The following is a 14,352-nucleotide window of genomic DNA, read 5'->3' as shown; positions in this document are numbered from 1 at the left end:
TAATGGTACTTACATACACTTTTAGTAAAGAAAAAAACAAGTAAGGCGTGAGATAATGAACCAAAGTCAGTGAAACCCAAGAGGCTTATATAACTCAAGATCAATATTCAACACTTTCAAGTAAAGGTCAAGTGACCATTCCCTCAGAAATCAGGGAGATTTTAAATGCGGAGCAGGGGGATCAACTTGGTAAAGAGGAGTAGTATGGCGTTTTTAGTTGATACGAATGTTATAATACGTTTCCACACCAATGTTGAAAAGGTCTCGCATTCAGTCCTTAACTCACCCCATAAATGTTGAAGTTTAAAAAGAATTAATTGACAACTTTTAACTATTTATGATACATTAACCCTTAAATAATTCCGAAAATATGATTTATTTTGACAATAGTTGAGATTATCATATGTACACAGTGTCATTTCCAGATGACATATTATGTAAATGCTTACATGATATGTTAAAGGCATTTATTAGGAGGGGCAAAATGGAGAAAGTCAAAAATCGTTGGCTGATTGCTTTGTCGGGCGTTGGAATACATATTTGTATCGGATCTGCGTATGCTTGGAGTGTATTCACAAATCCGATGGCTGATGCGTTTGGCTGGAGCACAAGCCAGATTTCATTAGCATTCAGTATTGCGATCTTTCTGCTGGGATTTTCTGCGGCTTTTATGGGCAAATTTGTTGAGAAACGAGGGCCGCGTATTTCCGGTATGTTATCCGCCTTGTTTTTTGGCGTTGGCGTAATGGGTACAGGACTTGCAACGGCTTTTGAATCACTGCCTTTAATGTACTTTTTTTATGGTATCGTTGGCGGAATCGGACTCGGCATTGGCTATATAGCACCAGTATCAACGCTTGTAAAGTGGTTCCCTGATCATCGGGGTCTAGCCACAGGACTTGCGATTATGGGCTTTGGATTTGCATCGCTAATTAGTGGTCCTGCTGGAGAGGCTTTAGTCAGTTCAGTTGGTATTTCAAACACATTTTATATTTTGGGGGCAAGCTATCTGATTATTATGATGGCTGCATCACAATATCTGGCTCCGCCTCCCGAGGGCTGGAAGCCTAAAGCAATGCAGGATGAAAAATCTGACAAACCAAAGGAAGAAAAAGAGGATCTTTCACAAATGACAGCCAATGAGGCCATTAAGACAAAGCCTTTTTGGATGTTATGGACGATGTTGTTTCTTAACGTTACTACAGGTATTGCGATCATCTCTGTCGCATCCCCAATAGGACAGGAAATAACCGGCATGACAGCTGTTACGGCAGCCACGATGGTAGGGGTAATGGGACTTTTCAATGGTGCAGGCAGACTTGGATGGGCGACGATTTCAGATTATATTGGTAGACCGAATGTGTATACCATATTTTTTATTATAGGGATTATTTCATACTTTTTGCTGCCGGTTATAACATCCGTGATTTTATTTCAAATTCTTGTCTATGCAATCGTTTCGTGCTACGGAGGCGGATTTTCGTCCGTTCCGGCTTATATTGGGGATCTTTTCGGGACAAAGCAGCTGGGTGCGATACACGGCTATATTTTAACTGCCTGGGCAGTTGCTGGTGTGGTTGGTCCCATGCTGCTGTCATTAATCTATGATAATACAAACAGCTATCAGCTCGTCCTGATTATATTTGGCGGAATGCATGTTATTTCACTATTAATTTCACTTTGGATTAGGGTGATTATGCGGGAAATGAAAGAAGAAAAATTAAATGTAAAAAATACACAGGCTTCAAATTTTTAAAATCGGCGATGACCATAACTGAGCAGAATGTCATTTGCCCGATTCCGAAAATTTCAGGAATTTAATTTGTTTTTGCTTTTTCTTTTCCTTTAGTGTGTTATAATATTTAAAAAACATAAAATATAGATTAACTGGTTGGATTTAGGGTATAAATCATTTATGTAGGTTTTCATTATATTTTTCAGGGGGGGAGTAACATGCAGGATCAGGAACATGTAGTGGTTACCATTAATGGGGAAGAATACCTGGCAGCACCTGGTCAGAATTTGCTGGATTTGATTAATACAACGGGAAAATTTGTCCCGCAAATCTGTTATAATGAAGCACTTGGCCCTGTACAGACATGTGATACGTGCATGGTTATGGTTGACGGGGGGTTTATGCGTGCCTGTGGAACAACAGTGAAGGCCGGTATGGACGTAAATACCGAGCTGGAAATTGTCAATGCAACGCAAAAGGAGGCACTTGATCGGATCCTAGAAAATCATGAATTGTACTGTACCGTTTGTGATTACAATAACGGATCCTGTGAAATTCATAATACGGTTGCGGAATTCGGACTGGAGCATCAATCCCGTCCGTTTGAACCAAAGCCTTATGAGATTGACGATTCGAGTCCATTTTATCGCTATGATCCCGACCAGTGCATTTTGTGCGGACGCTGTGTGGAAGTTTGCCAGGATGTTCAGGTCAATGAAACATTGCTGATCGACTGGGAACGCGAACAGCCGCGTGTTGTCTGGGATAACGATGTTCCAATCGATGAATCATCATGCGTCAGCTGTGGGCAATGTGCCACCGTTTGTCCATGCAATGCGTTAATGGAAACATCGATGGTTGGGGAAGCCGGTTTCATGACCGATCAAGAACCAGGATTATTGCGCTCAATGATAGATGTGACCAAGAAGGCGGAAACAGGCTACGGGGCGTTAATGGCTGTCTCCGATACCGAAGCTTCAATGCGGGAAGAACGTATTGAAAAGACAAAAACCGTTTGTACATATTGTGGTGTTGGTTGCACGTTTGATGTGTGGACGAAAGACCGGAAAATCCTGAAAGTGGAGCCGCAGCAGGAGTCGCCAGCGAACGGCATATCGACCTGCATTAAAGGCAAGTTCGGCTGGGACTATGTGAATTCAGAGGAACGTCTAACGAAACCGCTCATTAGGGACGGAGAATCGTTTGTCGAAGTTGAATGGGATGAGGCGCTGGATTATACGGCCAGACGCTTTTCCGAAATTAAAGCAGAGAATGGCGCTGACGCGTTAGGATTTATTGCGTCCTCCAAAGCGACAAATGAAGAATCATACGCCATGCAAAAATTGGCCCGTCAAGTAATCGGAACCAATAACGTTGATAACTGTTCACGCTATTGCCAGTCACCGGCGACAAAGGGGCTTTTCCGGACGGTCGGACATGGCGGTGATTCCGGGTCCATCGATGATATTGCCGAAGCTGATATGGTCATCACCGTTGGATCAAATACAGCCGAGTCCCATCCCGTGCTCGCATCAAGAATTAAACGTTCACAAAAATTATTCGGGCAAAAGCTCTATGTCTTTGATTTGCGGAAGCATGAAATGGGGCAACGTGCTGATAAATTCTTCCAGCCGAAAAGCGGCACAGACCTGGTATGGCTATCAGCGGTAACAAAATATATTATTGATCAGGGCTGGGAAGACCGAGATTTCATTGACAAATGGGTGAATGGTTTTGCTGATTACAAACAATCCCTGGAAAAATTTACCCTTGATTATGCAGAAGACTTAACCGGTATTTCAAAAGATGAATTAGTTAGTATTGCCGAACAAATTGCCAGTGTTGATAAAGTTGTGATTTGCTGGGCGATGGGGGTAACACAGCACCAGCTTGGTAGCGATACGAGTACCGCCATTTCCAATTTACTACTGATTACTGGCAACTACATGCGGAATGGTACAGGTGCCTATCCATTGCGCGGCCATAATAACGTCCAAGGCTGCAGTGACTTTGGGAGCATGCCGAATTACTTTCCGGGTTATGAGAAAGTGGCGGATGATGACGTGCGCAAACGCTATGAAAATGCATGGGGTGTGGAAATCCCACCTGAACCCGGTAAGGATAACCATGAAATGATCGGTGCCATTCATGAAGGGGATCTTCGCGGGTTGTATGTACTTGGTGAGGATACGGGTATTGTGGATGCCAATATCAATTACGTGACAGCCGCTTTTGACAAACTTGATTTTTTCGTCGTCCAGGATCTGTTTTTAACCGAAACAGCGAAGCACGCTGATGTCATTCTGCCCGCTGTTCCAAGTTTGGAAAAAGAAGGGACGTTCACGAATACAGAGCGACGTTTCCAGCGGTTGTACAAAGCACTTGACCCGGTTGGTGAATCGCGTCCGGATTGGGCGATTATAACTGATCTGGCCGGGAGAATGGGGTACAAATGGGAATATGACAGCCCATCGGATATCATGGATGAATCGGCTTCACTTGCGCCGTTATTCGCCGGTGTCAGCTATGATAGATTGACAGATTATAATAGTCTGCAATGGCCGGTTGCAGCAGACGGTACAGACACACCACTATTGTTCGTTGACGGGTTTCCGTTTGACGATAACAAAGCAAGGCTGTACCCGCTGGATTATGAACTTGTGTATGACACAAACGATGAATATGACTTGCATGTGAATAATGGCAGAGTGCTGGAACATTTCCATGAAGGCAATATGACCTATAAATCAAAAGCGATTACCAGTAAAATGCCGACTGCGTTTATTGAAGTGTCTCCTGAACTAGCGAAGGAACGGGGTATTAATGAAGGAGCTGAGGTGAAGCTGATATCGGAAGCGGGCGAGGTTACCGGAACGGTGCATATTACCGACAGGGTAAGCGGCCGGGAGTTGTATTTGCCGCTGAATGATAATGGTAAAACAGCCGTTAATTATTTAACCGATAATACCGTTGATAAAGATACTGACACACCAGCCTTCAAGGAAATAGCTGTCAAAATGGAAATCATCAAGAAAAAAGGCAGAAGCCCGCTCCCGCCCAATAATTACCGGCGGGGTGATCCACAGCCGCAAATCGGTGTTCAGCCGGAGCGGAAATGGCGTCGGGACGATTATATTTTTCCGGGGAGTCAGGTGAAGCAAAATGGCTGAGAAAATATCACACATCAAGCGGGTGGAAGTCCCTGAAGAAAGCTTACACGAACAGAATCTGAGCGAGGTTGCCAAAGCGGTCAGCGACAATAAGGACGCCATTTTAAAGGGGATTGGTCTTCTGGACACACTCAATCAAAGTGGTACACTAGATATGATAGATGCTCTTGTCAAACACCGGGAACAAGCATTGGGTAATGTGATGCGGGAGATCAATCAACCGCAATACGCCACAATCCTTGAGAATCTGCCCAGATTGCTCTTTTTGCTCGGCGAACTGGATTTGGAGGAAATTGAGCAGTTTACCACACGATTGCAGCATGGTGTAAAAGAGGCAGCTGCGGCAGAGGATGCGGATAAAACGTCTTATATGGACCTGATCAAAGCGTTAAAAAACCCCGAGATTAATCGGAGTATTACGATGCTGCTGGAGTTTTTGCGCGGCATGGGAAGAGAATAGGTGTGAAAGGCCTCCGACAACTGATGTGCCAGTTATCGGAGGTTTTTTTCATGCTATAAAACAGACTTATAATTCTTAATATTTACATTTGACTGCCTTTGGAGTAGAATAGAGTTGTACTATTCAGAAAATACCATACATAGATTTTTACTGGGGACGTTTTATTGTAAAACGTCCCAAACTAAAACAAAAGGAGGCTGTAACATGAATGGTATTGTGGTAGCGGTCATTGGGCTGCTTATATTTGCATTGGGTTATCGCTATTATTCAAAATTTGTTGCCGAAAAAATATTTCGCCTTGACCCTAACTATGTCACACCGGCGCACCGCTACAAAGACGATGTCGATTTTGTACCGACAAACAAATTTGTCTTATGGGGGCATCACTTTACATCTGTTGCTGGTGCTGCACCGATCATGGGGCCCGCTGTAGCTGTCTATTGGGGCTGGCTTCCCGCGCTTTTGTGGGTTATATTGGGAACTGTATTCGCTGCCGGCGTTCATGACTTTGGCACATTGGCCCTGTCAGTCCGAAATAAAGGGCAATCGATCGGGACATTGGCCAATAAACTGATCGGACAGCGAGCAAAGATTCTGTTTTTATTTATTATCCTGATTCTTGTATTGATGGTTAACGCTGTCTTTTCTTGGGTTATAGCCAATCTGTTCATTTCTTTTCCGTCAAGTGTACTGCCGGTGTTTATCCAAATACCGCTCGCCATTTGGATTGGTTATGCCGTCTATAAGCGCAAAACAAAGATGCTTGTTCCGTCCTTGATTGCGCTTGGTGTCATGTATTTTGCGGCGATTCTTGCTAGCCGGGTCGACTTTTTACAGATTGATTTAGTGCGATATTTCGGCGGTGAAGGCAGTACCGGGCTATTCGGGCTCGGCGCCGTTAATAGTGCTTTTCTGATTTGGATTGTTATATTAATGGTTTATGTCTATTTCGCTTCGACATTACCGGTCTGGAAGCTACTCCAGCCACGTGATTTCATTAATTCGCACCAACTTGTTGTCGGGCTGGCTATTCTGTATTTGGGACTCTTATTTACCAATCCGGAAATCACCGCACCCGTCACCAATCCAGGAGCTGACACGTCATGGTTCCCGCTTCTGTTCATAACGGTCGCCTGTGGGGCGATATCGGGATTTCACGGTCTGGTAGCAAGCGGAACATCGTCAAAACAGCTCAATAAGGAAACGGATGCCCGTTTTGTCGGTTACTTTGGAGCGGTTGGTGAAGGTACACTTGCATTGGTATCCATTCTTGCAGTGGTAACTTTCTTTGGAACCAAAAATGAATTTTTGGGCGCGTACAGCAGTTTTACAACAGCTAACGAAATCGGGTTGAATACGTTCGTGGAAGGTGCAGGTGCGTTGGCGTCTGGACTGGCCATCCCGCCTGACATCGCTGCTACCATTGTGTCGATCATTGTAGTCAGTTTTGCCGCCACCTCATTGGACACGTCCGTCCGTCTGATGCGCTATATTATTTCGGAACTGGGGATTGAATATAACGTGCCGGCATTTTCCAAAATGCATGTCGCAACATCTGTCGCTGTTATTTCAAGTGCCATTTTGGTGTTACTCCCGGAAGGATCGAGAGGTTTTGGGTCAGGTGGCTATCTGCTTTGGCCGTTATTTGGCACGTCGAACCAGCTGCTGGCAGGGATCAGTCTTCTGCTCGTTTCCATCTGGCTGAAAAAACGGGGAAGCAACTATCTGATAACGCTCATTCCAATGATCTTCCTCATGTTTATGACATTGTGGGCAATGTTCAAACAGGTCTTGTTTGAATGGTCGTGGTTTGGCAGTGATCCGGCAACCCTGTTGTTTGTGCTTGGATCCATCATATTTGTGTTCGCGGTATGGATCGTCTTGACCGCTTTCAGTACATTAACGCGCACGATGGATATGCCGGATGATTTGGATGAGAACTTTAAATAATAATGAGAAAATCATGGTGGTTCGGACTTTTTGGGAAACTGACTATTAGCGTGAAGAAATAAGCCAGATTGCCGTGGGTCCAGTCGGTATACTGCTAAAGGGATCATGCAGGGGGCTGGTCCCTTTGGCTTATTAAGAGGTGATCGCATTGTTTGAACAACTTAAAAAACTGGCAGCATTTTACGAAGAAGTATTACGTATGCCACATCGCCAGGAAATTGCTAGGGAACTGCGCGATCAGGACGATTTATTTTTATTACTTTTATATTCCGAAATGATTGGTATCCCAAACCCGGTTTATTATTACACACTCGAATTGTACCCTTATATGATTGACGAGTTCCATGACTGGCATTTGCGCATGGGGATGGATAAATCGCCGCTGAATGGGATCCGCTGCTGTTAAGGGTTAGGGCTTGTTGACGTCTCTTTAGACTAAACCGAATAAAACGAGAAAGGAAGTCCTGCCAATGCACATTTTAGAGAAAAAAATCATTTTCGTCGGCGGAAAGGGCGGCGTTGGAAAGTCGACATCAGCTGCTGCATTAGCATGGCGCTCTGCCAAAGATGGCAACCATACATTGTTAATTTCCACTGATCCCGCCCACAATTTGGGTGATATTTTTGGTGAAGCAATTGGCGGCAGGATCACTCGTGTGACGACAAATTTGTCTGCGCTGGAAATTGATCCGGCTGTTGAAACGGAAAAATATATTAAGGAAGTCAAATCTAATATAAAAAACGTCGTACATGCCAGCAGGATGGAGGAGGTCCATCGGCAGATTGATACGGCCAAATCATCACCCGGTGCGGAGGAAGCCGCCTTGTTCGATAAATTGATTTCGATTATATTGGAACAGCGTGACCAATATGATAAGCTCATATTTGACACCGCACCGACAGGCCATACGATCCGGCTGCTGTCATTACCTGAACTCATGGGCGTCTGGATTGAAGGCATGCTAAAAAAACGGCAGAAGACAAACGATAATTATTCACAATTGCTCAACGATGGTGACCCGGTTGAGGATCCGATTTATGATGTGTTAAAAGCACGACAGGAGCGGTTTTCCGGGGCGAGAGATGTTCTACTTGATGGGAATACAACGGGTTTTGTCTTCGTGATTAATCCGGAGCGCCTACCGGTTGTTGAAACGGAAAAAGCGATCGGATTACTTGATCAATACCATTTGCATGTAAAAACCTTAATTATAAATAAAGTGTTGCCAGATGATGCGGATGGTGAATTTCTTCTGCAGCGGAAAAAACATGAACAGCAGTACATGCGCATGATCAGGGAAACGTTTAAACAGCAGGAAAAGATTTATATTCCATTATTCCCTTATGACATCGTTAATCAGGAGCAGTTGGAAACGTACAGTCATTATTTTCGAGAGGAGCCAACAAAACATGAAAGCATTCGTACATGAATATGGACAATTGACACTAAAGGATATGAATGAGCCATTTGCCGATCACGGGCAAGTGGTTGTTTCCCTCCGGACCGCCGGCCTGAACCGGCGGGATGTAGCAGTGCCAGGCCGCAGAGGAGACGATGCTGGTGCATTGATCCTTGGTTCGGATGGAGCCGGCGTGATTGAGTCCATAGGGGAAGGCGTAGCTGAATTTAACGTGGGGGATGACGTCATCATCAACCCGTCACTTGGCTGGTATGAAAATAGTGATGCGCCACCGAAACAGTTTGATATTCTGGGGATGCCTGATCACGGGACGTTCACCGAAAAAATTGTGTTACCGGCAGAACAAGTGGAAAAGAAACCGCCCCATTTATCATGGGAGGAGGCTGGCGTACTTGCCTTGTCAGGTTTGACCGGGTATCGTGCCTTATTCACGAAAGGTGCGATACAAGAAGGTGACACGCTGTTTATGCCCGGTGCCGGCAGTGGCGTGGCAACCTATCTGATTCAATTTGCCAAACATAATGGTGCACGTGTGATCGTAACGTCCCGTAGTGAGGCAAAGCGTAAGCAGGCGATCGAGCTTGGTGCTGATAGAGCGTTGGATACGAACGGCGATTGGCCGGTAGAACTTGAGGAAGAAACGCTTGATATTGTCATCGACAGTGTTGGACGGGCAACGTTTAATCGGTCACTGGACGTGCTGAAAAAAGGAGGTCGCCTCGTCACATTTGGTGCGACAACTGAGGACACGGTAGAGTTGAATCTGCGCAAGTTTTTCTACGGCCAATACAAGCTGATCGGCTCAACGATGGGCAGCCAGGAAGAACTTCGTGCCATGCTGGACCTCGTTAACAAGCATGAAATACGTCCGGTCGTGGACAAGACGTTTACCCTGGACAAGGTACAGGAAGCTATGGATTATTTGCAAGCGAATAAGCAATTCGGAAAAATCGCTTTACGGATCAGTGACTAAGGAATCATCAGAACCTCTTTATTAATAGGGAGCCAGGGAGTCTTTATTATAAAGGCTCTTTTCGCAATGTTCTTTAACCCCCGCAGTTGATGTAAAATGCGACGTAACTTTTGGGATGTTTTCTTCCAAGTCTATCGGGGCTGACTGCTAGTTCGTCGCTGCGGAAAAGTACTCAGTGCTCGTCACGTTAGTAGCAATTTCGGTGAGGCATACGCTCCTCGCAACTCGCAGCCTACTCGGCAGATGTTTCGCTCGTCGCTTTCCGCGGGGAACGCTTCAGCCTCCTCGCTCGCGGGCCAACACGATGTTGGTCACAAAGGCGTTGCCACAGGACGTGGCGTTCTTAGCCTTTGTTCCTTGACCGCTCGCTGCGGGGTCTTCAGACTGTTCCTTTCCCGCAGGAGTCTCGCATTTTTCCGCAGCTCAGTGTCGTGTTCTGTCTTAGTGAGAGAAAACCCGCTGATCACTGATTTTATGGGGCTCAACACTCATTATGCAGAACGTCACTCCCAGCGGAGGAAATACGCGGAGACTCCTGCGGGAAAAGTGGCCAAAGTGAGACCCCGCAAGGCGAATGCCTGAGGAGGCTCACGGGTCACCCGCGGAAAGCGAAGCGTATTTCCGGAGCGGTGTCATTGCACTCAAAATATATTCTATGTCGTAATATATGGTTTTATAAACACAGTCTTTATAAAAAATCAACTAGCATATGAAAAACACCGTAACTATCGTAAATATGGCGTTATTTTATCAATGGCCTGCTGCATTCGCTTACTGTTATTTTGATACAGCTGTTTGGAATGCTGATTTTCTGTTGCCAGCGCAAATAAATCAAGGTCAGCCTGACATTTTTTCATTGTGGCTAGCAGCAGCGGTTTTTCGGTCGGTTCGGCGACCGTCAATAGATCATCGTACAAATCAACGGTTAATTGGCCATCACTGTCCACTTGTCCGAGAAATACATTTTCAATACTGACGTTCATTTTGGCTAGTTCTGTTTCCAGCCAGTCGGTGTTCAGTGAAGCATTTGCCAAAGGTTCCAACAGTGCTTTTCCATCCATAATCACTGTCTGGGGTTCTTTTTCCGGTGCCACTTTTTGGCCGATAACTTTCGGCGTAATGGGTTGGTTTTCCTTTTTTGGAAGTATATTCACTTTTCCGGTCGGTTCGAGGACGGCAAATTCAACATCGGTTGCATTGAAGACCTTATTGTTGCGTAATTCTTCAAGCAGGTCGTCTGTGGTGAATCGTTCTTTCTTTAAGTTGTCTTCCATAATTTTTCCGTTTTGAATTAAAACGGTTCCTTTACCCTGAGTAATATTACGGAAACGTTTGCTCTTCAGGGCTGTAAATTCCACCGCTAACGGAATTAGTAACCAGACAGCCAACGCAAGCAACCCATAAGCAGCGTTCGTTGTCACATCGGTTGCATGAATGGCGACAATACTACCGATGACAATTCCTGTAATGTATTGAAAAATATCCAGTTGTGACATTTGTTTTTTGCCAAGTGCTTTGGTTATTAAAAATAAAACAATTAAAAAGACGACTGAACGAACTAAAATTTCTACCCAGCCAGGCATAGTATCCTCCCTTTCGTATCGCACGAATGGAATCGGCCTTAGCGGGCCGACCGCATTCAAGTTAAGTTTCTGTTATGTTTCAGCTTTTATATTGGGGTTCTTCTTTGGTCAGATACAACACCTGATTTTCCAAATCATTTTGGACGGTATTCATGATCGTTTGCACGTCTTTGAAAGCTTTTTTCGCTTCCTGGTCCTGTGTTTTATTGGCCAGGGTTTCAAGGGTTGCTTCGATGTTTTTGACAGATGCGAAACACCCTTTCACTTGTGAACTGACTGTCATGGTTTATCCTATCCTTTCGGTTTAAAAATAATCGCCCCAATCACCCCGAAAATAATCGCGGCTGAAATACCGGCGCTTGTTACTTCGAATATTCCTGTTACAACACCGATGATTCCGTGTTGTTCGGCTTCCTGCATGGCACCGTGCACAAGCTGGTTGCCAAAATTCGTAATCGGAACGGTTGCTCCGGCACCTGCGAAATCAATTAACGGATCATATAATCCCAGACCGTCTAAGATGGCCCCGGAAATGACAAAAATGGTCAGGGTAACACCTGGATTTAGTTTGAAAACGTCAAACAAAATCTGTCCGATGACACAAATAATGCCACCGACAATAAAGGCCCAAAGAAATATCATGGTTTATCACGTCCTGACTCAATTGAAACTGCGTGTGCAATACAGGGGATGGCGTCATTTTGCTGGACACTTAAAGGCGAATGGAGTGCCCCTGTCGCAACAACAAGAATACGGTCTAACTGCTGTTCCTTGATTAACTTTAAAAAATGCCCATAAACCGCAACAGCTGAACTGGCTGTCCCGCTTGCACCGGAGAGAACCGGTTGTCCCTCCCGGTAGACGGTCAGACCGCAGTCCTTATAGATGTCTTCAGTGATACCGATGTTTTTTTTCTGTAAAAGATCCAATGAAACCTCACGACCGATATGACCAAGATCCCCAGTAATAATTAAATCGTAATACGTGGGGTCGACATCGCGCTCTCTTAAATGGGTTTCAATCGTATCCACTGCTGCCGGAGCCATTGCTGCTCCCATATTAAATGGATCGGATATCCCCATATCGACAACTTTGCCGATGGTTGCTGATGTTACCTTTGGACCTTCACCGCTTTTGGCAACCAATGCACATCCGGCTCCTGTCACTGTCCATTGAGCGGTTGGAGGCTTCTGGCCGCCATATTCGGTCGGATAACGGAACTGTTTTTCCGTTGCCGCATTATGACTGGCGGTTCCGCTCAAAATATAATCCGCTCCGTTTCCATTAATAATAAATGATGCCAATGCCAGGCTTTCCATTGATGTGGCACAAGCACTGAATAGTCCGAAGTAGGGGACATCAAGTGTTTTGGCCGCGAAATTGCTCGGGGTTATTTGATTAATTAAGTCCCCACTTATAAAAAATTTGACGTGCTCTTTTTGAATCAGGCTGTTTTTAATGGCTATCTGGCTGGCTTCTTCCATCATGGTTCGCTGTGCTTTTTCAAACGAAGACTGTTTCAGCCACATATCATCATGTAAAATATCGAAAGCTTCCGGGATATTCCCGTTGGCTTCAAACGGTCCGCCAACAGTCCCTGTTGACGTGATGACAGGCTGGTTATTAAACATCCATGTACGATGCCCGATTAACATTATAGGCCACCCCACTTAATCAATATCGCTTTTATTAAGGCAATAACAAATGCCGAAAAAACCCCATACACGATGACGGGCCCGGCCAGTTTGAACATGTTGCCGCCGACCCCTAATATAAACCCTTCGGATCGGTGCTCGATTGCTGCTGAAATGACAGAATTCCCAAACCCGGTTACCGGGACAGTTGAGCCGGCACCCGCGAATTGACCAATACGATCATAGACACCAAAACCGGTTAAAAACATGGTGATGAAAATAAGGGTGGCGACAGTCGGATTGCCGGCTGTCTGTTCGGTAAAACCAAAAAAATAAACATACATGGTGGAAATGATCTGGCCGATAAAACAAATAAAACCACCAATCAGAAAAGCCTTGATACAATTTTTAAGTAGTGGACGTTTGACTTCCCTATGTTTGGCAAAAGCCTGATATCTTTGCGCATTTGGCGGTAAATTCTTCTTTTTCTTATCTGCCATACATATCTTCACGCTCTCTTTATGTTTTATCTTTCATCAATTTAATGAGGCGATCAACCTCTTTTTTCAATTTCTTTTTGGATATATCGTTTTTGCTAATTTTTTCTTCCAATTTTTCAATGTCAAGTACCAGCTTTTTATCGGCGGAAACGTCAACCTTCAGATTCGGAAATTCGTTGTCCATTTTCTTCTGAACGTCTTTCTGGATGTCAGCTAATCGAAATCGCTTATGATGTTCAATTTCAAATGCCAGGATCAATTTCTTTTCCGTATTAACCGCCGTGACTGCTGTTACGCCATTACGTTGACTCAGACTTTCTTTAGCCTGGTTTGAAGCAGTCTGGTCTATGGGGCTATTGGTGGATACCATATTGAAATTGACGTTTTGCTTATTTTCTGTTGTATTCTGATTGGACGTACAGCCGATTAGCAAACAGATGAATCCGAGCGCCAACACGGTTCTTAAGGCTTTCATTTCCAAAATTACCCCCAGTTGAAAGAGGCTGGCTGATGTGCCAGCCTCATGATGATTTAAAATCCTTTATACTGTGGTTCTTCCTGTTCAATTTGCTGGACGCGTGGTTCAACATCTTGCAGGATGGTCTGTGTTTGCTGAGCTGCATTCTCATACATTTGCTTTGCCTGTTTGTTTTGTGTCTCCAGTGCGAATTGTTCAAAACTTGCCTGAGCACTTTTTAGGCCAGCGATTGTCTGTTTAACCTGTGATGATACGGTCATGGCGGTTCCTCCTTCTGGGTTGGAAAGTGTACTTTCATAACCAAGTGGCTATCATAATTGGAAGATGTCATGTCATGTTGGACATGTCATCTCCTGTGCACTTCACTCTTTATAATTTTATTTAATGCCAATAATTATGCTTACTATTTTTTACCTTTTTGGTACCGTTCTGGTTTTCCTGATAAAAT

Annotated in this window: 15 protein-coding genes; 8 read left to right on the top strand and 7 right to left on the bottom strand. The window is 44.6% G+C overall.

What is annotated here, in order from left to right; translation table 11 throughout:
• Positions 1-89: 89 nt before the first annotated feature.
• The 8 genes from ACFQ4A_RS07680 to ACFQ4A_RS07645 all read left to right on the top strand — a co-directional run bounded on the left by ACFQ4A_RS07680 (position 90) and on the right by ACFQ4A_RS07645 (position 9,709).
• Entirely contained in the window at positions 90-203 is a 114-nt protein-coding gene (locus ACFQ4A_RS07680) for an AbrB/MazE/SpoVT family DNA-binding domain-containing protein (RefSeq protein ID WP_382399244.1), read from the top strand.
• 281 nt (positions 204-484) lie between these two features.
• Positions 485-1,756, top strand: coding sequence for an L-lactate MFS transporter (locus ACFQ4A_RS07675; RefSeq protein ID WP_382399218.1), 1,272 nt, complete (start codon positions 485-487; stop codon positions 1,754-1,756).
• A 197-nt stretch (positions 1,757-1,953) separates the two neighbouring features.
• Positions 1,954-4,905, top strand: coding sequence for a formate dehydrogenase subunit alpha (gene fdhF, locus ACFQ4A_RS07670; protein WP_382399216.1), 2,952 nt, complete (start codon positions 1,954-1,956; stop codon positions 4,903-4,905).
• Complete coding sequence (locus ACFQ4A_RS07665; protein ID WP_382399214.1) at positions 4,898-5,365, top strand: DUF1641 domain-containing protein; 468 nt, start codon at positions 4,898-4,900, stop codon at positions 5,363-5,365. The genes fdhF and ACFQ4A_RS07665 overlap by 8 nt, the downstream gene beginning before the upstream one ends.
• A gap of 204 nt (positions 5,366-5,569) precedes the next feature.
• Positions 5,570-7,315 carry a carbon starvation CstA family protein gene (locus ACFQ4A_RS07660; protein WP_382399212.1) on the top strand — a complete coding sequence of 582 codons (1,746 nt, stop codon included), beginning with the start codon at positions 5,570-5,572 and terminating at the stop codon, positions 7,313-7,315.
• Positions 7,316-7,463: 148 nt separating this feature from the next.
• Complete coding sequence (locus ACFQ4A_RS07655) at positions 7,464-7,721, top strand: cory-CC-star protein (RefSeq protein WP_382399210.1); 258 nt, start codon at positions 7,464-7,466, stop codon at positions 7,719-7,721.
• Positions 7,722-7,785: 64 nt separating this feature from the next.
• Positions 7,786-8,745: an ArsA family ATPase gene (locus tag ACFQ4A_RS07650; RefSeq protein WP_382399208.1), complete on the top strand. Its 960-nt coding sequence runs from the start codon at positions 7,786-7,788 to the stop codon at positions 8,743-8,745.
• Entirely contained in the window at positions 8,726-9,709 is a 984-nt protein-coding gene (locus tag ACFQ4A_RS07645) for a zinc-binding dehydrogenase (RefSeq protein ID WP_382399206.1), read from the top strand. The genes ACFQ4A_RS07650 and ACFQ4A_RS07645 overlap by 20 nt, the downstream gene beginning before the upstream one ends.
• 725 nt (positions 9,710-10,434) lie before the next feature.
• On the opposite strand, the gene ACFQ4A_RS07640 is transcribed toward ACFQ4A_RS07645, so the two are convergent.
• From ACFQ4A_RS07640 to ACFQ4A_RS07610, 7 genes are all read right to left on the bottom strand, one after another.
• A complete protein-coding gene (locus ACFQ4A_RS07640; RefSeq protein ID WP_382399204.1) occupies positions 10,435-11,292 on the bottom strand; it encodes a DUF421 domain-containing protein in 858 nt (285 codons plus the stop codon).
• A 79-nt stretch (positions 11,293-11,371) separates the two neighbouring features.
• Entirely contained in the window at positions 11,372-11,575 is a 204-nt protein-coding gene (locus ACFQ4A_RS07635) for a DUF1657 domain-containing protein (RefSeq protein WP_382399202.1), read from the bottom strand.
• Between the two features lie 8 nt (positions 11,576-11,583).
• Entirely contained in the window at positions 11,584-11,934 is a 351-nt protein-coding gene (gene spoVAE / locus ACFQ4A_RS07630) for a stage V sporulation protein AE (RefSeq protein WP_382399200.1), read from the bottom strand.
• Positions 11,931-12,947: a stage V sporulation protein AD gene (gene spoVAD, locus ACFQ4A_RS07625; RefSeq protein WP_382399198.1), complete on the bottom strand. Its 1,017-nt coding sequence runs from the start codon at positions 12,945-12,947 to the stop codon at positions 11,931-11,933. The genes spoVAE and spoVAD overlap by 4 nt, the downstream gene beginning before the upstream one ends.
• Positions 12,947-13,426, bottom strand: coding sequence for a stage V sporulation protein AC (gene spoVAC, locus ACFQ4A_RS07620; protein WP_382399196.1), 480 nt, complete (start codon positions 13,424-13,426; stop codon positions 12,947-12,949). Before spoVAC ends, spoVAD begins: the two co-directional genes overlap by 1 nt.
• Before the next feature lie 19 nt (positions 13,427-13,445).
• A complete protein-coding gene (locus tag ACFQ4A_RS07615; protein ID WP_382399194.1) occupies positions 13,446-13,901 on the bottom strand; it encodes a YhcN/YlaJ family sporulation lipoprotein in 456 nt (151 codons plus the stop codon).
• A 56-nt stretch (positions 13,902-13,957) separates the two neighbouring features.
• A complete protein-coding gene (locus ACFQ4A_RS07610) occupies positions 13,958-14,164 on the bottom strand; it encodes a DUF1657 domain-containing protein (protein ID WP_382399192.1) in 207 nt (68 codons plus the stop codon).
• Between the last annotated feature and the right edge of the window lie 188 nt (positions 14,165-14,352).

The sequence above is a fragment of the Lentibacillus salinarum genome, from assembly GCF_042679865.1.
Classification (GTDB): domain Bacteria; phylum Bacillota; class Bacilli; order Bacillales; family Amphibacillaceae; genus Lentibacillus; species Lentibacillus salinarum.
Note: the sequence above shows the minus strand (reverse complement) of the source record. Positions and strands in the feature narration are given on the sequence as shown.

Coding starts and splice junctions, on each gene's coding strand:
- ACFQ4A_RS07675 (WP_382399218.1), top strand. CDS start 485: ATGGAGAAAGTCAAAAATCGTTGGCTGATTGCTTTGTCGGGCGTTGGA.
- fdhF (WP_382399216.1), top strand. CDS start 1,954: ATGCAGGATCAGGAACATGTAGTGGTTACCATTAATGGGGAAGAATAC.
- ACFQ4A_RS07665 (WP_382399214.1), top strand. CDS start 4,898: ATGGCTGAGAAAATATCACACATCAAGCGGGTGGAAGTCCCTGAAGAA.
- ACFQ4A_RS07660 (WP_382399212.1), top strand. CDS start 5,570: ATGAATGGTATTGTGGTAGCGGTCATTGGGCTGCTTATATTTGCATTG.
- ACFQ4A_RS07650 (WP_382399208.1), top strand. CDS start 7,786: ATGCACATTTTAGAGAAAAAAATCATTTTCGTCGGCGGAAAGGGCGGC.
- ACFQ4A_RS07645 (WP_382399206.1), top strand. CDS start 8,726: ATGAAAGCATTCGTACATGAATATGGACAATTGACACTAAAGGATATG.
- ACFQ4A_RS07640 (WP_382399204.1), bottom strand. CDS start 11,292: ATGCCTGGCTGGGTAGAAATTTTAGTTCGTTCAGTCGTCTTTTTAATT.
- ACFQ4A_RS07635 (WP_382399202.1), bottom strand. CDS start 11,575: ATGACAGTCAGTTCACAAGTGAAAGGGTGTTTCGCATCTGTCAAAAAC.
- spoVAE (WP_382399200.1), bottom strand. CDS start 11,934: ATGATATTTCTTTGGGCCTTTATTGTCGGTGGCATTATTTGTGTCATC.
- spoVAD (WP_382399198.1), bottom strand. CDS start 12,947: ATGTTAATCGGGCATCGTACATGGATGTTTAATAACCAGCCTGTCATC.
- spoVAC (WP_382399196.1), bottom strand. CDS start 13,426: ATGGCAGATAAGAAAAAGAAGAATTTACCGCCAAATGCGCAAAGATAT.
- ACFQ4A_RS07615 (WP_382399194.1), bottom strand. CDS start 13,901: ATGAAAGCCTTAAGAACCGTGTTGGCGCTCGGATTCATCTGTTTGCTA.
- ACFQ4A_RS07610 (WP_382399192.1), bottom strand. CDS start 14,164: ATGACCGTATCATCACAGGTTAAACAGACAATCGCTGGCCTAAAAAGT.